Origin of the sequence: Streptomyces sp. NPDC004327 (genome assembly GCF_042873935.1) — a bacterium.
Taxonomy (GTDB): Bacteria; Actinomycetota; Actinomycetes; order Streptomycetales; family Streptomycetaceae; genus Streptomyces.
Genome location: NZ_JBIAME010000007.1, coordinates 406,063 through 428,900 on the forward strand (window position 1 = coordinate 406,063; position 22,838 = coordinate 428,900).

The following is a 22,838-nucleotide window of genomic DNA, read 5'->3' on the forward strand; positions in this document are numbered from 1 at the left end:
TCCTCTTGGGTTGTTCACGTGCTCCCCTTGACTCCCTTTCACGCCCAGAAGACAGCGCGCCTGTCATCCTGCTGGGGCAGAAGTTGCGGTCCGCAGTGCCGGACCAGGATCAGCGGAGATCACTGCCCGGAGGAAGACGCCGGTGCTGTCCGAATCCGGCATGGCAGGAACCCGACAGAGCTTCAGCTCGGACGCCCTTCATGTCACGGACCATCCCCGTCGTCGGGCGTCGGAAGCTCAATCCTCCCGTGTCGTGGACCTTGCCGGTACGGCTTTGTGCGCGGCCGTGGGACGGCCGCGCACCTGGGGTGACGTCCTCAGTTCGTCGCGTCCCTGGCCAACTTCGTAGAAGGAGGTGGCGGAGTCCAGCACCCGCTGGGTGTTGAGGGCCTCGCCGCGGGAACGCGTGAGGTAGTACGTGCCGAACGCGTGCGCCATCCGCTCGGTGCGGTGGGTGGCTTCGGGCCGGGGCAGCGTGGTGTCGAAGAGGTTGTTCTCGTACTGCACGGTGGCTGAACTCGTGGGCGAGGATGGCACGCGGAGCGGTGGCACCGAGGCCCACGGCCTCCATGCCCTGCAGGACGCCGTCGCTCATGACGATGGGGTCGGAGATGCCTTTCGGATACGGGGCGCCCTTCTCGGAGTGGGCGAGCTCGGAGTGCATGACGGGAAGGCGGCAAGCCGCATACCCTGGGAGTCCGCCGGACTCCGCATACCTGACCTGCTGAGACATGAGCAGTGCGCCATGCCCGACGGCACTCGTCTCACCAGGCATCCGACGTGCGATAATTCGCATATGTATTCGACCAGTGGTATAGGTGTCAGTGCGACGGCCGAGGACGCCTATTTCGCCCTCGTCGAGCGCGGCCCGACGACCCCGGCCGAACTGGCGAGCGGCCTGCGCGTGACCTCGCACGCCATGAACACGGTGGTCGGTGAACTGACCCGCATCGGCCTGGTGGAATCTGATGGCGCACGGCTCGTCGCCCGCTCCCCGCGGGCCGCGCTCGACACCGTGGTGGAGGCCCGCACCAAGGAACTCGCCGCGCTGCGCGAGGGCGTCGAGAAGCTGTCCCGCTTCTGGCGCGACCACCACGCCGAAGGGGCCAACTACATCGACATCGTCCGGACGGAGGCGGGCCGCCAGGCACTCGGCCGACGGCTCTACGACGAGGCCGACGACCGGATCCGCGCCCTGACCATCGGCTACACCGGCCGATCGGCTCGACCGAACATGCTGGCCCCCGGCTTTCGGGAGGCACTGGCACGCGGCGTCACGTGCTCGGTCGTCTACGGGTCCCACGTGCTGAGCGACGCACCCGGCCGGGAGGCCCTGCGAGCCTCCATCGACCTCGGTGAGCGAGCGCGCGCCTTACCCGGTGTCCCGCTCAACATGGGTATCTGTGACGACCGCTTCGCCCTCGTGTGTCCGCCCGCGCGCGACTGGGACCGTCGCCACCACATCCTCGTGCGGCGATCGGACCTCCTCGACGCACTGATCGGTGTGTTCGAGTCGTTCTGGCAGATCGCCGTCCCGCTGCCGACCGTCTTCGAGACGGCGGACGACACCGGCACCGCCCCCACCGCCGAGACCCGGCAGTTGCTCACCTACCTCAGCGGCGGCCTGACCGACGAGTCGATCGCGCGCGAACTCGGCGTCAGCGAACGCACCGTGGGCCGCCGTATCACCCGTCTCCAGGAGGTGCTGGGCGCACGGACGCGCTTCCAGCTCGGCGTCCAGGCAAGCCGCCGCGGCTGGCTCTGAAGGGCGGACGTCACCCACTCCAGGTCGGTCGCGCGGTCTGGGAACGGGACGTGCTGTCCGATGAAGACCCGGCCTCGGTCGATGCGGGCCGGGAACTTCTTTGCCCGCCGCGGCTCAGGGGCGCAGTTCGGCGCCATGGCGCACAGGGGCGACAGAACTGACGCCTGACCGACGGTGTGGAAGGGTCGGGCTTCCCGGCTGCGAGACACCGCAGCCGGGAAGCCCGACCCGTCGGGGCGCTACTTGACCGCGAAGGCGCGGATGACGGTCTGTGTCACGTTGTTGCCGTTGCTGTCCGTCGCGGTGGCACGGATGGAGACGTACGACGCCGGTTTCGGTGCCGTCAGCCTGGCGGTCCACTCGGTGCCGGACCGGTTCAGGTCGGCCTTCTGCCAGGTGGCTCCGTCGTCGTACGAGACCTCAAGGCCGGCCGAGGTGACCGTGCCCGCGTTCAGGGCACCCTCGATGGCCGACGGGGTGACGGTCAGTCCAGTGCTGCGGTGGGCGTAGCCGTCGGCATCGGTCTCCACCCCGTAGTCGAACTGGATCAGCGGCAGCAGCTCGGCCTTGTCGGTGTGGCCCGACAGGAAGGTCCACTCGGTGTGGGTGCTGCTGGACAGGGGGTTCACCGAGGAGTCCCGGGAGGTGTCGACCACGAGGCGATACGGCACCCGCTCGGAGGTCGGGGCACCGATATTGGTCATCCACGGGGAGTTCGCGCTGCTCACCAGCTTGTCGTCCTGGTAGAGGGCAACCGTCTCCTTGAAAAGTCGGCTGCCGTAGGCCGCGAAGCCGGCGTGGTTCGGTCCGGCGTCGCCCCAGCCGGGGACGTTGAAGCTCAGCCGGTCGAGACTGCGCTGCGGCAGCCAGTCGCTGTCGTTGAGCCGCGGGTGCTGGACGGGCGAGAACCAGTTCACGTCCGTGGTGGTGCCGGCCTTGTAGGTGAGCCGGGCGGACCGTTCCTCCATCAGGCCTGGGATGACCGCGGTCTCGTACCACTTGCCCTTGCTGTCGGTGGACACCCAGTCGGTGCGGGTGCCGGGCATGTCGGCCTTGAGGAGGAGACCGCCGATGGCGACGCTGGCGTACGGGGGGATTTCCTGGCGGAACTCGTAGCCGGCCACGGCCCTGCCGCTGTTGAAAGCGACGTTCACCCGGGCGAGGTTGTCCTTGGTCGCGTGGTAGGTGACGTCGGCCGGGATCATGCCGTCATGGCGCTCGACCAGGTCATAGGCGTAGTCGCTGACCGGCTTCGAGGCCACCGCCAGCTTGGCGGTGCCCTGCTGAGCTTGGGCGATGAGCTCCTCGCCCTCGGCCTTGGTGAGCGAGGCCACCGCGATGGACGAGTACGTCGAGCGGTCCGCGGCGCCGTACCAGGAGTTCAGCCGACCGGTGCCGTCGTTCACCACGAGCAGCAGCTTCGCCCCGGCGGCCACCGCGGCCGCCGCTTGGTCGGATGCGGTGACGCTGCCGCTGCGGCGGACCACCGCGACCTTGCCTGAGACGTCCAGACCGACATAGTCGGACGTGGCGCCCTGCCCCGCGTAGACAGCCGGAAGCTCCCAGTGGCCCTCGGGCAGCCGGGTACTGCCGCTCTGCGGCAGCACGTCGCCGAAGCTGCTGCTCTTGGAGGCGATGGCGAGCTGCGGCTGCACGGAGCGCCAGTTGGTGCTGAAGGTGAAATCGCCGTCCTCGACCTTGGCAGTGCCGCTTTCGGCCCAGATGCTGTCGTACTTCGCGGGTAGCCCGTAGGCGGACCGCCAGTTGCTGGCCCCGCCCGAGCGGTGGTACTCGATCTCGGTCGAGATCGGGGAGCTCTGCTTGGGTGTCACGGCGCGGACTTCGTGCGCCCGGGTGCCGTCGAGTACCAGGGTGGTGTCCTTGTCGACCTTCACTTCGGGGTTGCCCAGCAGTGCGAAACCGAGCGAGCCGGGGCCGTTGGCGCCCTGCACGTCGGTCCACATCATCGCCGAGTAGGTGCCCGGATCGACACGGACGTCGAGTTCGCCGGAGTCGTCGATGACGGCAGGCTGCGCGAACCGAGACCCGATCTTGAGCAGTTCGACGACGCCGCTCAGCGGCTTGCCGTCGCGGTCGCGGGCCTTGAGCTTGAGCGTGTAGCGCTCCCTCTCCTTGCTGATGCCTATCGTGGTGTGAGCACTCAGGCTGCCGCTCGCGTCGTACGCCTTGACCTGCCCGGTCGCCTTGGTGCCGGCCGCCAGGGCAGCGGGGTCGGCGATGAGTGTCACGCCCTGCGTGCCGTGCGCCGGGACGGTCACCCGGTCCGTGGAGAGCGAGAACAGCGCGGCGGGGGCGCCGGCCGCGTCGATCTTCAGGCCGAGGGTGGCGTCGGTGTCGCCGCTGTTGGTGTAAGTGATGGTCTTCTCGGATTTCTCGTCCCCGTCGTGCGGCCAGGTGTAGTAGCCGAAGTAGGCCGAGCCGGTCGCGAAGACCGTGTCGGAGGCGGCGGCCTCGACGTCGACCCGGCCGCTGCCGCCCTGGTAGGCGGATTGGTTCGGGGTCTCCTTGGCCGTGCTGACCAGGGCGTTCTTGATCTGCTGCCCGCTCCAGTCCGGGTGCTTCTGGGCCAGCAGTACCGCGGCGCCGGCCACATGCGGCGTGGCCATCGAGGTACCGCTCAGAGTGGTGTAGTAGCCCGTGCCCCAGGAGGCGTAGTGCGAGCGGGCGGCGAGCACATTGACACCGGGGGCGGAGAGGTCGGGCTTGAGGGCGTCGTCACCGAGCCGCGGGCCCTGGCTGGAGAAGAAGGCGAGGTTGTCGGAGCCGTCGACCGCGCCGACCGTGAGGGCCGCGTCCGCGGCACCCGGAGCGCCGATGGAGTACGGGACACCCACGTTGCCCGCGGCGACGACGAACAGCGTGCCGGTCTCCGCGCTGAGCCGGTTCACCGCCTCGCTCAGGAGGTCGGTGCCGTCGCTGGCCCCGGAGGAGCCCAGGCTCATGCTGACGACCTTGGCGCCCACGGACTTGGCGGCCCACTCCATACCAGCAATGATCTGCGAGTCGGTGCCGGTTCCCCTGTTGCTGAGCACCTTGCCGATGTAGAGGTCGGCGCCGGGGGCGACGCCCTTCTCCTTGCCGTCCGAAGCTGCGCCTGTACCGGCCACGGTGGATGCCGTGTGCGTTCCGTGCCCGTGAAGGTCGTCGGTCGTCTCACCGCCGATGAAGCTGGCGGTGCCCTTGATCCGGTCCTTCAGGTCCGGGTGGTCGCCGTCGACACCGGTGTCGAGCACGGCGACCTTGACGCCCTTGCCGTCGTAGCCGGACTTCCACACGTCCGGCGCACCGATCTGGGCGGTGGTGTCGACCAGCGTCGCCCGTACCTTGCCGTCCAGCCAGATGTGCGAGATGCCGTCGCCGAAGGCGGCCTTGTCGCCGGTCGCACCGAGGGGCCGGGCGTTCTTGGTGACGGCGGACCAGAAGTCGCCGGCTTTGCTGCGCCCGGCGATCACAGCGGCGCCCTGAACGCTGGGCAGTGCACGGACCCGGGTGGCACCCGCGGGTGTGCCGGTGCGGAGGCGGCGGACCCCGGCGTCGGTGTAGGTGACGATCAGCGGCAGGCCCTTTGTATGCGCGTCGTCGTAGCCGTGGGAGATCAACTGGGTGACGTTGAACAACTGCTTGTCGAGAACGCCCGAAGCGACGTAGGGCATGGCCTCGTCAGGGTAGACGTACAGGTCTTTGCTGGCGGTGGTGGTACGGACGCCGCCGTCGGCTCCGGCCGGACGCTCCACAGTCGCGGCACTGGTTCCGTCGGCGAAGGTCCTCACCTCGACGACGTCGCCGGTGAGAAGGGTGACGGTGTGCAGGGCAGCGGCGTCATATAAGGCATCCACGGGAGCGGCCGCAGGGGCGGCCGCCGAGACGGGATCGGCCGCAGGGTTTGTGGCCAGGGCCGACGGTGCACCCGCCAGCACGGTCAATGTGGCGCACGAGGCTATCAACCCTCGTCTGCGCGAGAAGAACACGCATCCTCCATGGAATCGGTGGCGGAGGCGATTTTGGGACGCCCGAGTCAAGGGCGGAAGGTGGGAAACATGGCAGATCTCAGACTTGTCGAGTTTCCGTCACATCGGCTGTACCGATTGCGGTCTCCAGCGGCGAGCCGTATGGCGACCCGCTGGTAGGACACGCTGCGACGCGGCAGAACCTCGAGCGCAAGGGCGAGTTGCGTCACGCTTCAGCAGACGTGGGATGGGTGCCGAGAAGGTGGCTAGGGGTTGGTGGCATGTCCTCAGGGTTCCGTGTCGTCGTGGCCCCCTGGTGAAGCAGCCAGTGCTGGGTCTGTAGCGGATGACGGGCGACTGCTTCGGCGAGGTGAAGGGCTATGGCGGGGACCGCCTGTACGCGCCGGAGGTGCCGGTGACGTAGCTGAAGGCGCGGGGTCGGGTGCGTTGACCCGGGGCTTCTCTGTTGGTCGATGCGGTCGGGGGATGCGTGGTCCCTGCCGGTGACTGCCGTCGAGGTGCCCTTCGCCCGGAGCGGACCACCCCCGCTCACGCGGGGACCACAGGTCCGCACCTTCAAGACGTACGAGCGGCGCGGACAAGCCCCGCTCACGCGGGGACCACGATGCGGTCGATGCGGCTCATGGTCAGCCCCTCGGACCACCCCCGCTCACGGGGGGACCACTTTCCGTAGCAGCGCTCCGCCTCGGCCGGCTCCGGACCACCCCCGCTCACGCGGGGACCACGCGTAACCCGTCGCCGACGACCGCGAGTTCGGACCACCCCCGCTCACGCGGGGACCACTGGTCCGGCGTGCAGCCGGGCGCCACGTACACCGGACCACCCCTGCTTACGCGGGAACCACCTCAGCGAGGCCGTGGCGGATCAGCGCATGGACGGACCACCCCCGCTCACGCGGGGACCACCTCCGCGAGGCCGGCGCCCAGTTCATGCACGACGGACCACCCCCGCTCACGCGGGGACCACGCCATGCAGGCGGGCCGTGCGCTGGGCAACGGCGGACCACCCCCGCTCACGCGGGGACCACTTCCCGGCAGGTCAGGATGGCACACCCATAGCGGACCACCCCCGCTCACGCGGGGACCACAGCGCCGCCCGATCACGCGCCGGGACGGTGTCCGGACCACCCCCGCTCACGCGGGGACCACGAGCGTGTCGCAATCGGTGGCCAGCTCCGTGGCGGACCACCCCCGCTCACGCGGGGACCACCAGCAGGGAGGCGGGTCGCTGAGGCCCCATCGCGGACCACCCCCGCTCACGCGGGGACCACTTCTCCGAGGCCGGCTCGGGGACGGCCTCCACCGGACCACCCCCGCTCACGCGGGGACCACCGGGCGGCCGCCTATCAGCGCCAGACGTCGACCGGACCACCCCCGCTCACGCGGGGACCACGAAGACGGCGCCGATGTCCCGGGTGCGGAGGGCGGACCACCCCCGCTCACGCGGGGACCACTTCAGCGACCGGGTGTAGTCGGTGAGGGACACCGGACCACCCCCGCTCACGCGGGGACCACCCGCTCGGCGGGTCCAAAACAATCCTGCAGACCGGACCACCCCCGCTCACGCGGGGACCACGTCTCTTCCCACGTCTCCTGTTCACCGCTGGGCGGACCACCCCCGCTCACGCGGGGACCACGAGAACGTGAGGGCCTGGAGGTCGATCACGTCCGGACCACCCCCGCTCACGCGGGGACCACGACCCCCAAGCCAACGCTAGCCGGCGCCTCGGCGGACCACCCCCGCTCACGCGGGGACCACAATTCCCCTCCGCAAGCCCGGAGGGGAATTCGCGGACCACCCCCGCTCACGCGGGGACCACTCCCTCGCCGCGTCCGCCGGCTGCGTCGGCATCGGACCACCCCCGCTCACGCGGGGACCACCCGTTCCGGAGGCCGGACTGGCACAAGGCGGTCGGACCACCCCCGCTCACGCGGGGACCACAGGGCGGAGTCGCTGGCGAAGTGCTTGGCGACCGGACCACCCCCGCTCACACGGGGACCACGCGTCCGCCGTCGGTCGACTCGTGGCCGCCGCCGGACCACCCCCGCTCACGCGGGGACCACAGCTGCGAGGCCGGAGGCATGCTCACCGCAAACGGACCACCCCCGCTCACGCGGGGACCACGCGCCCGGGAAGGGCTCGTAGGCCGGCGCAGGCGGACCACCCCCGCTCACGCGGGGACCACTTGCGGACGGTCGCCGCGAGCGCGTCACGCGCCGGACCACCCCCGCTCACGCGGGGACCACCTCGGCGTGCAGCGGGTTGCCGAGAAGCACGGCGGACCACCCCCGCTCACGCGGGGACCACAGCCGCTCTACGCCACACCCGAAGCTGCCTACCGGACCACCCCCGCTCACGCGGGGACCACGCCTGCATCTGCGCCCGCGGGACGGTCCGCAACGGACCACCCGCGCTCACGCGGGGACCACCGTGCACGGACATGGGTTCACCTCTTCTCTGCCGGACCACCCCCGCTCACGCGGGGACCACGGGGCCGCCGCGTGCGCGGCGGCCTCGGTCTTCGGACCACCCCCGCTCACGCGGGGACCACGGGATCTCGGGGGGCAGCGGCTGGCTGACCGCCGGACCACCCCCGCTCACGCGGGGACCACATGATCGAGGCCGGGGCCGATCTGGTCCTGGCCGGACCACCCCCGCTCACGCGGGGACTACGGCTGGAACGGCGGGGTGGGCAGGCCGGCTTTCGGACCACCCCCGCTCACGCGGGGACCACTTCAGCGACCGGGTGTCGGTGAGGGACACCGGACCACCCCCGCTCACGCGGGGACCACGCGATCCCGAAGTGGGAAGCCAGGGTGCTCGACGGACCACCCCCGCTCACGCGGGGACCACTCACGGCAGGCGGAGCACGTCACCTTGGGCAGCGGGCCACCCCCGCTCACGCGGGGACCACCTCTACGCCCCCAAGGTCGAGCGTCGCGAGCCCGGACCACCCCCGCTCACGCGGCGACCACTCGGCGGCCGTCACCGCGACCGCCCAGAACGTCGGACCACCCCCGCTCACGCGGGGACCACTGGCGTGGGTGGGGATGATGGGGCTGCTGGGACGGACCACCCCGCTCACGCGGGGACCACTCCGCCTTGGCCAGGAGATCCCCTATGAGTGACGGACCACCCCCGCTCACGCGGGGACCACGGCATCACCGTCGACCGCGGCCCGGTCGACTTCGGACCACCCCCGCTCACGCGGGGACCACACCGGCAGCGGCTGCTCCCACCGCCCCGCCTGCGGACCACCCCCGCTCACGCGGGGACCACACCGGCAGCGGCTGCTCCCACCGCCCCGCCTGCGGACCACCCCCGCTCACGCGGGGACCACAGCCGGTAGGGGTTCGTGACCCGCTGCGGGTTCGGACCACCCCCGCTCACGCGGGGACCACCTGCCCGCCCAGGGCCGCATCTCCCACGACGCCGGACCACCCCCGCTCACGCGGGGACCACTGGTCCGGCGCGCAGCCGGGCGCCACGTACACCGGACCACCCCGCTCACGCGGGGACCACCTCCGCCGGCACCGCGGCATGACCCGCGAGGTCGGACCACCCCCGCTCACGCGGGGACCACGTGTTCCAGTACCCCGCGCAGTGGCTCCGCAGCGGACCACCCCCGCTCACGCGGGGACCACGGACGCAACGCGGGCAAGGGCTTCCTGCGGGGCGGACCACCCCCGCTCACGCGGGGACCACAGCCTCGGCGTCCTGCTCGTGGTCTACGGCTACGGACCACCCCCGCTCACGCGGGGACCACGCCCCCTACCAGGCATCCGACTTCGTATCGGCCGGACCACCCCCCGCTCACGCGGGGACCACCTCTCCTCCTCACCCCGGCCCTCGCTCTTCGCCGGACCACCCCCGCTCACGCGGGGACCACAGCGCGGCGGTCCGGGCGGACGCTGCGAGCTCCGGACCACCCCCGCTCACGCGGGGACCACGGTGCCCCCTCCTCCTCCGAGGAGCCCCGCGTCGGACCACCCCCGCTCACGCGGGGACCACCAGACCGGCCTCGACGCCGACTACACCCCGGACGGACCACCCCCGCTCACGCGGGGACCACAAGGGCGCCACCCGCCGCGACGGCATCATCGGCGGACCACCCCCGCTCACGCGGGGACCACGGTCTGCGCCGGGGCGCGTGTACGCCCGGGACCGGACCACCCCCGCTCACGCGGGGACCACTCGTTCGAAGGCTGGTAGCCCTTCGGCTGCGTCGGACCACCCCGCTCACGCGGGGACCACCCCTCCTCCAGGAAACGGCGCCGCTGATAGATCGGACCACCCCCGCTCACGCGGGGACCACGCGTTCGTCGCCTCCGGCTACGACGACAGCGACGGACCACCCCCGCTCACGCGGGGACCACACCGGCTTGCAAGCGGCCCTTCTGACGGGCCGCGCACCACCCCCGCTCACGCGGGGACCACGCCTCGGCGGCGCGCTTGGCCTGGTTGTGGGTCGGACCACCCCGCTCACGCGGGGACCACACCAGCTTCCACGACGGCCTGGCGTTCGCCGCCGGACCATCCCCGCTCACGCGGGGACCACGACGGGATGGTCGCGCGGAGGTTGCCGGGTTCGGACCACCCCCGCTCACGCGGGGACCACGTCCGCGACCGACTCACCCGCCACACCGGCACCGGACCACCCCCGCTCACGCGGGGACCACCCCTGCCACCACCGCATCTGCGCGGAGGACTGCGGACCACCCCCGCTCACGCGGGGACCACTTCGTCGACGCGGGCACCATCGACCCGGTCACCGGACCACCCCCGCTCACGCGGGGACCACCTACGCTGCGCGTGTGACCCACCAAGGACGGCTGGACCACCCCCGCTCACGCGGGGACCACCTCAGCCCCGGCGAACTGGCCTCCGCGCAACGCGGACCACCCCCGCTCACGCGGGGACCACTCTTTCTGAGCTGGGCATTCAGGATGCCTTTGCGACTTCTTTACTGGTGGGCGTCCTGTGGGGCATGCGTCCATCCTGGCAGAGGAGGTGACCGTTGCATGCCGGCAGGTCGGCGTGCTCACGGGGGCTTTTGCTCGCGCGGATCTCGTAGAGGGGTTGATGAGGGCACGGTTCTGGGTGGGACACCAGCTCGATGTGAGAAGCGGCGCGACGAGGGCTGTTGTCAGTGGCGTGTGGTGGACTTCGCGCCGAGACAGTCTTGTGGAGGTGACGCTGTGGTCGATGCACGGTTAGGTGGCAAGTCCGAGGGGTTGGTCGAGCCGTATGCGGTGATTGGGCATCTGGTCGACACTGCTGAGGTCTGTGGGGCCGTCTGGGACTGGCGCATGAGCCCGACCCAGCATGAACGTGTTGCCGCAGCACTCGGGTTGGGCGTCGACGATGCCCGGAAGACGGTGATGTTCTGGGCTGGATTGCACGACCTGGGGAAGATCATGCCTCAGTTCCAGGACATGCTGCTCAAGGACCGGCCGCAACACAGGGCTTTCCTGTCGGAGTCTGGCTATGCCCATGACCGGGGCCGTGACAGCGAGATGTCCCGGGTACGGCACGAGTACGCCACGCACGCGGCTCTGCCATCGCTGCTGATCGCTCTTGGGTATCCACGGGCCGGCCGCCCGGCCGGACTTCTCCTGACACAGATCGCCCAGTGCTCGGTGGACACGACGGCCGCTATCCGCACGACAACGAACCCGGTCATCTTCGTGACCCGTTGGAATGTCTGCCGGAGTTCGGCGCGGGCCAGTGGGCGCAACAGCGTGAGGAGCACGTGCAGGCCCCTACAAGGTACTGGGACGTCCCCCAATTCCGCAGGTTCGTGCGCTTCCGGTCCCGCTGGCGGTCGTGCTCACTGGCATGGTCATCGTCTCGGACTGGATCGCCAGCCAGGAACATGTGGTGGCCGGACAGCAGCGGGCCGCACGCTCGGGTGCTGGCCTGTGCACCTCGGCAGGGCTCAAGGCGCATGCGCTGCGGATGGAACGTCTGGCCCCCCGACTGTTGGAGGACGCCGAGTGGGACGCGTGGCGTTCAAGGACGGCGGGTTCCACGATCTGTTCCCGGGTATCGACCGTCCACGTCCGCTGCAGCTGAGCGTGGAGGCCGGCTTGACCGGGGCCGGGCTGGCAGGGCCGGGGATTCTCCTCGTTACCGCCCCCACCGGAGAGGGCAAGACCGAGACCGCGCTCTACGCAGCCACGCTGATGGGCAGGTCCTGTGGCGCCGAGGGCATCTCTTCGCCCTTCCCGCCCAGGCCACAGCCAATCAGATGTACGGCCAGCTGGTCGACTTCGCGCGAGCGAACCTCCTTCACTCCTCTCAGTTGACCGTGCTCCACGGAGCTGCTGACCTCTACGCGCCCGACACCGATACGACGCCTGCGTCGTCGGACTTGGACAAGGCGGAACCGCAGATCCTGTCCGACCACGAGCCGGGAGCTCGCGAAGGCGCCCGGGTATCGGTCGAAGCGGGGCGCTGGTTGCGTGATCGAGGGCGCGGCATTCTCGCCCCCGTGGCGGTCGGCACGATCGACCAGGCGCTGATGGGGGTCCTCCCGCTCAAGCGGAACGCGCTGCGGCATTTCGGGCTCGCCGGCAAAACGGTGATCGTCGATGAGGCGCACGCGTACGACGCCTACACCCACGCCCTGATGCTGCGTCTGCTGGAGTGGCTGGGGGCCCTGCGTGTGCCGGTCGTTCTGCTGTCGGCGACTCTGGCCGGGGACATCGCCCAGGGCATGGTCCGCGCCTATTTGTCCGGAGCCGCCCCCTCCGGCGGCCTGCCCGATGTACCGGCTCCTGCCTATCCCGGCTGGATCTACGCCCCGGCCGATGGCGGGCGTGTGATCGAGCCCTCAGAACCGCTGGTCAGTGAACAGGAGCGCGACCTCCACGTGGAGGTCCACCGCGTCCGTCACACCTACGATCCGGCCGTCGCGGACGGGCGGCTGGCCGTACTGCTGCAGACCCTGGACAGCACTGTCGCCCACGGCGGATGCGCCGCGGTCATCTGCACGACGGTCGCTGAGGCCCAGCAGACCTATGAGGCGCTGCGTGCCCACTACCGCGCCAGGTACGGCGACGACTATCTCGGATGGGACGAGACCGCGCCAGAATTGCACGGGCTCGCTCAACTGAGATTCTTCAACGACGATATCCACGACGCCCAGCTTCTGAATCGCGCCGCTGCACTTGCAGGGTCAGCATCAGCCCGGGAGTGGCTAATCAGTAGAGGCCCTCGCTCGCACGCGGACCACTGGCGCTTCTCCAGTCCGAGGGAGTCGGCGACCGGAACACACCAGCTAGCGCGAGGACCACACCACACACACCTGCCCCGAGTGCGGACACACCGGACCACCCCCGCTCGCGCGGGGACTACTGGTACTCCAGCCACGACAGCAGGATCCGCTGCGGAACACCCCCGCTCGCGCGGGGACCACGCCCCGTGGCGCATCAGCGACCAGCCACGGCACCGGAACGCCCCCGCTCGCGCGGGGACCACTTCATCGAGTACACCCGACGCAACGTCGCCGACGGAACACTCTCGCTCGCGCGAGGACCAAGCCAGCACGTCGGCACGTCCACGCTGCGGCACTGGAACACCCCCGCTCGCGCGGGGACCACCCGACCCCGCCGTCCGGCAGCAGGCAGGAAGGCGAAACACCCCCGCTCGCGCGGGGACCACGACGACCGTCGGCCCTGCCGCCGCCGACACATCCGAACACCCGCGCTCGCGCGAGGATCACCCGCCCGCGATGTCCTTCGTGGTCACGCCGGCTGGAACACCCCCGCTCTCGCGGGGACCACGGGCTGACGACAGCAATCCCGATCTTCAACCTCGGAACACCCTCACTCTCGCGGGGACCACATGATCGTCGACCTCGACGCCACCGGCAGAAACGGAACGCCCCCGCCCGCGCGGGGGCCACGTGTCCGGGACCCGGCCGGAGAGCGCCAACATCGGAACACCCCCGCCCGCGCGGGGACCACCCGCCGGTAGCGCGGGTGATCCAACCCCCCGGCGGAACGCCCCCGCTCTCGCAGGGACCATGTGGGGGCCGGCCTACAAGGTCAGCCCGTCGCAGGAACACCCCCGCTCTCGCGGGGACCACCAGATCCTGGAGTCGGCCGGCATGCCGAAGGGCGGAACACTCCCGCTCGCGCGGGGACCCCTGGCTCGGGTTCGAGGATGTCCGATCCGGAAGCGGAACATCCCCGTTTGCGTGGGGGACGCGATTCCCTCCGCGGGGGAGCGGGACCGGCCCCTGATCCGGGCCTGCGGGCTGTCAAGAATCGCCCGCCGACGGGGCATTGCTTCCATATGAGGGGTGACGGACCCCTGGGATCCGTCACCCGTGGCTCAGATGAGCCAGCTGACGAGTTCGCTGATCAGGACACGGAGTACCGTGCTGACCACTACACGAGAGGCCTTGAGGAGGGTCTCGCGACGCAGGGCGAACTTGGGCAAGAACCGGGGCACTGTATCTCCACGTGGCATCACACTGCCGAGGGCGCCACGTCCCTCGGGAGGGTCATGCGTTTGTCCCGACAGTGCCGCCGGCTGGAGAGTCAGTGGGGTTCCGCGCACCTCAGGGAGGCGTGCAGCGCTAAGTAGTCTACTGCGTAAAGATGTTGGCACACTTGCGGTTGACCGAAACCTCGTTGGTTTTCGTATCGTCCCGGCGAGGTGGTGATGCGTTCGGGTGTGGATCCTTCCGCTTCCCGCTTCTGGAGCAGGCATGCGCTGCGAATCTGCGACAAGGAGAATCCGTGTCACTGGACTCCCGTCTTTGGGGCAAGCATGCCGGGCTGGGCAAAAGTGCCGGCGGTGTGCAGCACGCGCACCCTTTGATCTGTCATCTCCTGGACACGGCAGCTGTTGCCGAGGTCGTCTGGGACGAGCTGTTGACCGTGCACCAGCGGAGCGTGGTGACGCAGGCGCTGCAGGTTGAGGATGAGCAGGCGCGTGCGCTTGTGGCGTTCTGGGCGGGGCTGCATGACGTCGGGAAGATCAGTGTGCCGTTCCAGCTGCAGAGCGGAGGGCCGAAGCGCGGGGACGGGGAACTGCAGGCGCGGGAGTTGCTTGGTGAGCCGGGATACGGATTCGGTGCCGGCGCTGCGCAGGACAAACAGTCGCATGAAGCGGCGACCCACTGGTGGCTGGTGCGGGCGTTCAAGGAGATTGGCTATCCGTCGTCACAGCGGCGTCCGCAGACTCAGCTCAGTCATGCCGTGGCCCAGTTGCTCGGCGGGCACGGCGGTGGTTTCCATCCGGTGGTCTATGACAAGGACTCGAGGTGTCCCGTCGCGCATCACCCCGGTATGGGAGTGGGAAGCTGGGAGGAGCAGCGGCGGATCCACTTCGATGAGGTACGCAGAGTCACCGGGGCAAAGGGGGTTCCGGCAGGGCAGATGACGCCGGGAGCGGCTGTTGTCCTGGCGGGGTTGGTGATCATGTCGGACTGGCTGGCCAGTATCCAAGAAGGGGTCCGGGCCCGGCTGAGGGGGGAGGGGTGGTCTGGAACTTCGGCGGAACTGGATGCTTACTGGCAGGTTGCCCGCACCGCGGCTCCTCTTCTGGTGCAGCAGACGGACCTGCTGGGTACGCGCTTCGCTCGGCCGTCATACCCGCCTGCGCGCCATGGCGAGCGTGGCCTTGCGGCGAGCATCGCAGGCCAGTTGCCTGACTTGGTAGCCGAGCACGGGCCGGGCATCGTGGTGGTGACGGCACCCGCGTCGCAGGATCGTACAGAAGCGGCTCTTCATGCAGCGGCGGTTCTCGGGCATGCGGCGAATGCGCGGGGGCTTTTTTACGCGCTTCCGACCGGTGCAGCGGCCGACAGTCACATGGAACAGCTGCTTGATTTCGGCCGGCAGGCTCTGACAGGACCCAAGGGGGCGCTGTTGCTTCACAGCTCGTCCCGGCTGAAGCCGGCGGAGGCCATGGAGCAGTGGGCGCAGGCCAATGCGACAGGGGGAGTCTGTGCGGAGCCTGGTGAGGAGTGGGCTCTCGCAGCGGACAGTTGGCTCAACTCTCACCACCGTGCGCTTCTGGCTCCGTTCGGTACGGGAACGGTGGACGAGCTTCTGCAGGCTGTCATGCCGGTGAAGTTCAACGTGATGAGGCTGTTCGCCTTTTCCGGCAAGGTCATTGTCGTGGATGAGGCTCATGCTCGTGGGGCCTGGGGGCAGAAGCTGATGCTCCGGTTCCTGGAGTGGGCGGCTGCGCTGCAGATCCCGGTCGTCCTGGCCGCTTTGGCCGCGGACAGGTCGGTGGATGCGATGCTCGCGGCCTACCGTCGCGGCGCGGGAGGGGGAAACGAACCCCTGACGCAGCCTCGTGGGCTACCTGCGTGGTTGTTCGTGGATGCGCAGTCCGGAGGTAGGCGCCTGCCCCTCCAGCCTGCCGGGGATATCCATATCGGCACTCTCAGCATCACGGTCGCTGACGGTGCGCCGTACGACGAGATCCGGCAGGCCCTTGCACCGCTGGCCGCAGCTGGTGACGGAACAGCCGCTGTGTACTGCTCGACACCCGAGGAAGCCATCTTTACCTTCCGCCGGCTCACGCAGGATCTGCCCGGGCTTGATGTGATCCTGGTTCACCAGCAGATGCGCAACAAAGACCGATGGCAGCGTCTGGCAGCCTGTCGCAGTGCCTTCTCTGCCAATGGTGGGGTGTGCGGCCCTTCCGTGCTCGTGACGACGCCGATGCTGGAGCACGTCCGGGGTCTGCACTTCGACCTGGTCATCTCCGGGCCGGCCCTTCTCGTGAACCTGATGGCTCGTGCGGCGCAGAGCACGGGTGAGAGGGCGCGGCTTGTTGTGCTTCAAGCGGGCGATCGGACCGAACTGGACGATGTCGCGCTGGTGCGGCGCACCGGCATGGTCCTGGGAATGGGCAGGACGGTTTCCTTGCCCGAGGACCTGCCTTCACTGCTGGACGAGGTGTATGCCGACGACCTCGTCGGCGGCCTGGGAGAGCGAGCGGCTCGTGAGCTCCAGCGGCTCGACAATAAGCGCACGGTTCAAGCACGCAGAGCTAGCGGTACCGCAGGTTGGCTGGCGGTACCTGGACCGCGGGACCTCGATGGCGACCTCAGCCTGCTGAGCCGCGATTACGGCGGAATGGAGCCCGAACTGCTCTCCTCCGTGCTCGGCGAGGATGCGATGCATGTGGTGTGCCTGTACCCAGGGAATCTGTTGGAGGACGGTGTCCTGCGGGTGAAGCTCGAGCGGGACTCCAAGAAGAGACCGAAGCCCAGTCAACTCGTCCCCTATCTGATTCCGGTACCCAAGCGACTCGTCGAGGGTGTGGCGGGCGATGCCAACGCATCATGGCGTGAGGTGTCCGCACTCAAGACCGTCCTGCGGTTCAACCTCACCCCACAGGACGGTGAGTGGGTGTACAGCAACGGGGAAAACCGCTTCTGCATGACTGAAACCGGCCTGATAGCTGGCCGGTTTCCGGAACCGCCCGCGCCACCCCGCCCGTCCGTCTAGCATTCGGTGCACGTCTGACACGGGGGAGGGGCGTGTCCACGCCTGCGTTCAATCTGATCGACCAGCCATGGATTCCTGTCGCATGGGTGGAGGGAAAGTCAGGCCCACCGGAAGTGGGCCTCAGGGACATGTTCCTGCGGGCACAAGAGATCCGCTCTTTGCTGATCCCGGAAGCTCCGGCCCACTCCGCTCTGCTGCGCGTGCTGTACGCGCTCACCGCCCGAATCACGGGCCTGGACGAAGCCCGCCCCGGGAGCTGGGGCGATCGGCGTGAGGAAGTCCTCGAGCAGGGCTTCTTTGAGCGGAACATGGAGCTTCCCAATGGCCGCCAAGCCGGTGTCGAAGGCTACTTCGAGCAGTGGAGCCACCGCTTCAACCTGTTCGATCGTGATCGTCCATGGCTCCAGGACCCCCGCCTGCCCGACCAGTGCGACAGCAAGAACACTGCCGGGGCCCATAAGCTGATCATGAGCCGGGCAGCGGGTAACAACCACTCCTGGTTCGGGCATTGGAGCCATCACGACCCAGTGCCCCCCAGCCTCGCGCAAGCGACTCTGTCACTGCTGACCTGGCACTATTGGGGAGCCCCCGGCGCGCTTTCGACGCGGACGGTTGGCGAGGTAAGCCACCACTATGCGAAGGCCGCACCCCTGCGAGCTGCGCTGTCGTATCACCCGGAATGCGACAACCTTTTCCTGACGCTGCTGGCCGGACTGACTCCGCCGGCGGACGAGGTCAGCCGGCAGACCGATCTGTGCCCCTGGGAGCGTGACGACCTCCCGGACCCGCTCAAGCCGATGCCTGAACCACTGGGCCCCTGCTCGCAGCTCACCGCCTGCTCGCAGCACTCGCTCTACCTCGTCCCCGACCAGGACGGTGAGCACGTGGCTGACGCGTACGTCACCTGGGCCTACGACGCCGAACGGATCCGGCCGCAGGACGACTACCTGATCTGGGACATCGACGACGACGGAAACACCTTTCCCCGCCTCGCAGACTCCTCCCGCTCTCTCTGGCGGGACATCGACGCCCTTCTACTCAAGCAACTGGACGACTCCAGTCCCATCCAGCCAAGAGTCATGGACCACGCCTTCGACGTCAGCGAGTACCTGCGGATACGCGCGCTCGGCTTCGAGCAGGACGCCGCCCAGGCGGCCAACCGCCAATACGTCGATTCCACGACCCCCATGGTCCTGACCCGAGTAGAGCAAGCGGCGGTGAGCACCGACCTGCCCGTACGCCAACTCCGTGAGTTGGGCGAGCTTTTCGGGGAACGGCTGAATCTGGCCACCAAGGAAGCCTGGCTGAAGTACACAGATGACAAGAAAAACAATCCGGGAACCTGGCAGGACGCGGTCGCAGCACGCTACTGGCCGGCAGCGGAGGACGAGTTCTGGTTACGATTTCGACAGCTGACACGATCCGACAACACCGCGGAATCCAACTTCGACTTCCAGAACGCATGCCGGGCCTTCGGGCAGCACGCGCTGGAAGCATACGAGACGGTGACCGGCTCCGTGACACGCACAGCACGAGGCGCGAAGGCCGTCGCCGGCGCGAGAGCGATCATCCTTGCCGCGGTTAAGGACCCGCTCAAGGCCATGGAGCGAGCGAAGAAGAAAAAGGCGGCCAAGAAGTCATGACCACCCTCGCCGACTCAAGGACCCCCGCAGTGACCTCTCAAGCCCCTGAAGCGAGCAAGGGCCAGAAGAACCGTGCCGCGTACGCCGCATTCACCGCGAACATCGAACGCTTGTGCCGCACGGACCCCGGCGCACATGCAGCGCTACGAGCGGGTCTGCGCCGCGACCTCAACCACCCGCGCGCCCGCCCCATGCACCGGCTGCTGGCCACCCGAGTGCCGGAAGAGTGCGACGACGCCACAGCACAGGCGTATTACACCGTAGCCTCGCTGATCGCCGCCCAGCCCCGACACGCCTTCTCACCCAGCCAGGAAGAAGACGAACACGACACAGACGAGCCCGAGGCAGCACAGACGCAAAACCTCCAGGAGAGCGACGAAGCGGACAAGGAAGATGCTCCCTCTGCGCCCGCCCCGTACGGCTCTTCGTTCGGCTCCACTCTGGGACAAGCCGTCATCGCACAGGGCGCCTCCCTTCGGATGAGCGCCGCAGAAAACCGCATCAACCTTCTGACACGGCAGAGCACCCGCGGCATTCACCTACACCTGCCTGCTGCGGTCAACCAGGTGCGCGCCGCGGGCGCCCCCATCGATTGGGGACAGTTGCTGGCAGACCTCGTCGACTGGCCTTACCGGTCCGGACGTATCAGCCGCCGCTGGCTGCAGGACTTCTACCGGATCACCGCCGCATACCAGGACTGACCCTTCCTCACCCATAGGAGCCACCCCGTGAACCTCAAGCCACGCTTCATCGACATCCACATCATCCAACCCGTCCCGTACGCGAACCTGAACCGGGACGACACCAACTCGGTGAAAACCATGCTCTACGGCGACGCCCTGCGTACTCGTGTGTCCAGTCAGTCCTGGAAACGGGCCGTCCGCGAGCACTTCCAGGACAAGCTCGGTGACAAAGCTCTGCGCACACGTCGCATTGGCGAGCGGGTCGCCGAGGTCCTCCGCGAACGGGGATGGGACCAGGCGATCGCCGAGCGCGCCGGCGCGCATGTCGCGACAGGAAGCAGCATTAAGTGGGAGGTGGCCAAGGGCAAAGACAAGCAACCCATCACGAATAAAATCCTGACTAACGCACTCATCTACCTCCCTGAAGACGCTGTCCAGGAACTGGCGGACATCGCCGAAGCAAATAAAGACGCGCTCACGGCCGACTTCACAGGCAAGGGAAGGAGTAAGGCTGAGAGTGCATTGAAAGGGAAGATCGACAAGGTTCTTCTCAAGAGAAACGGAGTCATCAACCTCTTCGGCCGCATGCTCGCAGAGGTCAACCAAGCAGGCGTCGACGGCGCCGTGCAGGTCGCACACGCTTTCACCACGCACACCACCGAAGTCGAACTCGACTACTTCGCAGCCGTTGACGATGTCACCGCAGCGAAAGGCGACGAAACCGGCAGCGGCCACATGGGCACAGCCGAGTTCAGTACCGGCACTTTCTACCGGTTCGCTACCGTAGACCTCGAGGAGCTTGTCAAGAATCTGAGCGACGACTACGACATCGGACTCGAAGCCGCCCGCGAACTCGCCGGCCAATTCCTCCTCTCCTTCATCGAGTCACTACCGCAAGCGAAGAAGAACTCCACCGCTCCGCACTCGCTCCCGCACCTGGTGCACGCAGCAGTCCGCTCCGACCGGCCGCTGTCATTCGCCGCCGCCTTCGAAGAACCCGTACGCTCTGCCCAGCACGGCGGCTACGTCGCACGGTCAGTCCAAAACATCGACGCCTATTCCGAGGCCGCGAATACACTCCTCGGCCGCGACCGCGTCCTGCACGCAGGGCACGCTTCTCTTCACTTCGACAAGCTGGAGCACCTTGGAGAGCGGCACTCCTCCTTCGAAGCCCTCGTCGCCGCAGCCGTAGCCACCGCCCTTGCCGAGCACCCGCAGTGACCGCAAGGCCCGCCCGCGGGCTGCTACTGCGCCTAGCAGGCCCACTGCAGTCCTGGGGCACCCACAGCAAATACCTGCAGCGTGACACAGCCCGGTTCCCCACCAGGTCCGGCGTCATCGGCATGCTGGCTGCAGGTCTCGGTCGGCCGCGCGGCGCCTCCATGGATGACCTCACGGCGCTGTCGATGACCGTCCGAGTCGACCGCCCCGGTGTCGTACTGCCCGACTTCCATACCGTAGGCGGCGGACTGCCGGCTGACGAGACAGTCATTACCGTCAATGGCGAACACCGACCCGAGGGCAAGGGCACTTTGGTGTCCAAACGCTACTACCTTGCCGACGCCTCCTTCACCGTCGCACTCACATCCGACGACGAAGAGTTGCTCCAGTCGTGTGCTGACGCCCTGAGAACTCCGCGCTGGCCCCTCTTTCTTGGCCGTCGAGCCTGCCCGCCAGAGGGACCGATCCTGCTCGGAATCGTGGAAGACCCGCTGCACCACCTGACACGAATGCCACTGGCAACCAAGAAGCCACGCACCAGCCCGCAGCCGATCGAATTCTACGGCGACAGACCACTCGGAATTCTTCCCCTAACCACAGTCGTCCCAGACCACGACCACGGCGACCACCACAGCGGCGAAGTCAACGACGAACCTATGTCGTTCGCACCGTCAGCACGCCAGTACAGACCCCGGCCGCTCTACCGCCGTTCTGCCCTCCTCCCGGATGCCGAGTACGGAGGCTTCGCCACCGACTACCTGAAGAAGCTCCAGCTTTACACCGACACCCATTTCACTGCGCCAAAGAGGAGTGCCTGGTGACACTGTGGCTGACCCGCATCCTGCCCTCGGCCAGCTCTCTTGAAGCCCACCGGGACCTTAGCGGCAACGCTCAAGGACTCCGGTTGCATCAGCGTTTGCTCCAGATGTTCCCTGACGGAGCCGAAGGTCCTGCCCGAGTAGCATTCGGCGTCTTGTTCCGAGCCGAGGAAACCCCACGCGGGCCGCAAATCCTCCTGCAAAGTCAAGTCAAACCCGACCCCTCACGCCTGCCGGACACCTACGGCAGCATCGAAACCCGCTCGCTCGAGAGTCTGCTGTCAAGCCTTTGCAAAGGAACAGTGGTCCACTACCGCTGCGTGGCCAACCCCGTGCGTAAACCCGGAGCAACCTCCCGCGAGGCGTACAAACTCCCTCCCATTGTCGCCCTGAGCGGCAATGCCGCAGTCGAATGGTGGGAACGCCAGGCCACCGCAGCTGGCCTGGAACCCTTGCACATCGACGCTCAGCTACTCGCCAAGGTCAGTGGCTACAAACCTTCCAAGAACCGCACCGCAAAGCAGCTCGTCCAGCACTCCCGCACCCAATTCGACGGGACAGCCCGAGTCCTCGACGCCGACCTGCTGCGCGAGAAGATCGCTGCAGGCATCGGACGAGGCAAGGCACACGGGTGCGGAATGTTGACAGTTGCACCCATGCAGCAGCGTTCATGAATATGGTTCCTGGCCCAAGGCGGCCGGGTACTCGCTGCCGTGGCTGCTTTCTGTGTTCGCGGCCGACGTCCGGCAGCCGGTCTCGCAGTCCTGCTCTTCATACGCGTGGGGGTGACCCCCACGCCTTTTTCACAGGGAACTGCGGTGCCAACTACCCCTTGCCCACGCGGGGGCCACTGCTCGCCGGTGAGGGCCTCGACCTCCTCGCGCGGACCACCCCCGCTCGCGCGGGGACCACAGTGCCACGTACTCCTGGGCCGGCTCCCAGTACGGAACACCCCCGCTCGCGCAGGGACCACGACACCATCCAGAAGGTCGAGGTCTACCTCTACGGAACACCCCCGCTCGCGCGGGGACCACTACGGCACCGAGCCGGGCCTGACGCCGGAGCATGGAACACCCCCGTCGCGCAGGGACCACGCGACCAAGGCGGCCTTGGAGCCGGCCGGGTGCGGAACACCCCCGCTCGCGCGGGGACAACGGCTCCGTTCAGTCGGCGAGTCGGGCGGCGAGCGGACCACCCCCGCTCGCGCGGGGACCACGACGGCTGCCACAGGTACTG

The 22,838-nt window shown here is 68.3% G+C and carries 12 protein-coding genes, 1 pseudogene and 1 CRISPR repeat array; of the genes and pseudogenes, 9 read left to right on the forward strand and 4 right to left on the reverse strand.

Annotated features, from left to right (window positions below):
- Positions 1 to 237: 237 nt before the first annotated feature.
- A complete protein-coding gene (locus ACFYU9_RS25635; protein WP_389346146.1) occupies positions 238 to 507 on the reverse strand; it encodes a hypothetical protein in 270 nt (89 codons plus the stop codon).
- A 289-nt stretch (positions 508 to 796) separates the two neighbouring features.
- Between ACFYU9_RS25635 and ACFYU9_RS25640 the strand changes: the two genes are divergently transcribed.
- A complete protein-coding gene (locus ACFYU9_RS25640; protein ID WP_389346147.1) occupies positions 797 to 1,765 on the forward strand; it encodes a LuxR C-terminal-related transcriptional regulator in 969 nt (322 codons plus the stop codon).
- 239 nt (positions 1,766 to 2,004) lie between these two features.
- Here ACFYU9_RS25640 and ACFYU9_RS25645 read toward each other — a convergent pair whose 3' ends face one another.
- Positions 2,005 to 5,622, reverse strand: coding sequence for a S8 family serine peptidase (locus ACFYU9_RS25645; RefSeq protein WP_389346148.1), 3,618 nt, complete (start codon positions 5,620 to 5,622; stop codon positions 2,005 to 2,007).
- Positions 5,623 to 6,268: 646 nt separating this feature from the next.
- Positions 6,269 to 10,677: a CRISPR direct-repeat array (repeat unit 29 nt; unit sequence CGGACCACCCCCGCTCACGCGGGGACCAC).
- A gap of 98 nt (positions 10,678 to 10,775) precedes the next feature.
- Here ACFYU9_RS25645 and ACFYU9_RS25650 point away from each other — a divergent pair.
- Both ACFYU9_RS25650 and ACFYU9_RS25655 read left to right on the forward strand, forming a co-directional pair.
- Positions 10,776 to 11,285 (forward strand): annotated as a pseudogene (locus ACFYU9_RS25650) (HD domain-containing protein); the annotation flags it as partial.
- 307 nt (positions 11,286 to 11,592) lie between these two features.
- On the forward strand, positions 11,593 to 11,829 hold the full coding sequence (locus tag ACFYU9_RS25655) for a hypothetical protein (protein WP_389346149.1): 237 nt from the start codon (positions 11,593 to 11,595) through the stop codon (positions 11,827 to 11,829).
- Positions 11,830 to 11,923: 94 nt separating this feature from the next.
- Here ACFYU9_RS25655 and ACFYU9_RS25660 read toward each other — a convergent pair whose 3' ends face one another.
- Together ACFYU9_RS25660 and ACFYU9_RS25665 are read right to left on the reverse strand one after the other, a co-directional pair.
- A complete protein-coding gene (locus ACFYU9_RS25660; RefSeq protein WP_389346150.1) occupies positions 11,924 to 12,358 on the reverse strand; it encodes a hypothetical protein in 435 nt (144 codons plus the stop codon).
- A gap of 231 nt (positions 12,359 to 12,589) precedes the next feature.
- Positions 12,590 to 12,895, reverse strand: a complete 306-nt coding sequence (locus tag ACFYU9_RS25665; protein ID WP_389346152.1) for a hypothetical protein — start codon at positions 12,893 to 12,895, stop codon at positions 12,590 to 12,592.
- A 1,609-nt stretch (positions 12,896 to 14,504) separates the two neighbouring features.
- Here ACFYU9_RS25665 and ACFYU9_RS25670 point away from each other — a divergent pair.
- Genes ACFYU9_RS25670 through cas6e form a run of 6 tightly spaced genes read left to right on the forward strand, consistent with a single transcriptional unit; the run spans position 14,505 to position 22,276 of the window.
- A complete protein-coding gene (locus ACFYU9_RS25670) occupies positions 14,505 to 17,237 on the forward strand; it encodes a CRISPR-associated endonuclease Cas3'' (protein ID WP_389346153.1) in 2,733 nt (910 codons plus the stop codon).
- A 32-nt stretch (positions 17,238 to 17,269) separates the two neighbouring features.
- The gene (gene casA / locus ACFYU9_RS25675; RefSeq protein WP_389346154.1) at positions 17,270 to 18,880 is read left to right on the forward strand and encodes a type I-E CRISPR-associated protein Cse1/CasA; all 1,611 of its coding nucleotides are present in this window, start codon (positions 17,270 to 17,272) and stop codon (positions 18,878 to 18,880) included.
- Positions 18,877 to 19,581 carry a type I-E CRISPR-associated protein Cse2/CasB gene (gene casB, locus ACFYU9_RS25680; protein WP_389346155.1) on the forward strand — a complete coding sequence of 235 codons (705 nt, stop codon included), beginning with the start codon at positions 18,877 to 18,879 and terminating at the stop codon, positions 19,579 to 19,581. Before casA ends, casB begins: the two co-directional genes overlap by 4 nt.
- Before the next feature lie 27 nt (positions 19,582 to 19,608).
- Entirely contained in the window at positions 19,609 to 20,784 is a 1,176-nt protein-coding gene (gene cas7e, locus ACFYU9_RS25685) for a type I-E CRISPR-associated protein Cas7/Cse4/CasC (RefSeq protein WP_389346156.1), read from the forward strand.
- Entirely contained in the window at positions 20,781 to 21,605 is an 825-nt protein-coding gene (gene cas5e / locus ACFYU9_RS25690; RefSeq protein WP_389346157.1) for a type I-E CRISPR-associated protein Cas5/CasD, read from the forward strand. Before cas7e ends, cas5e begins: the two co-directional genes overlap by 4 nt.
- The gene (gene cas6e, locus ACFYU9_RS25695; protein WP_389346158.1) at positions 21,602 to 22,276 is read left to right on the forward strand and encodes a type I-E CRISPR-associated protein Cas6/Cse3/CasE; all 675 of its coding nucleotides are present in this window, start codon (positions 21,602 to 21,604) and stop codon (positions 22,274 to 22,276) included. Before cas5e ends, cas6e begins: the two co-directional genes overlap by 4 nt.
- Positions 22,277 to 22,838 lie beyond the last annotated feature (562 nt).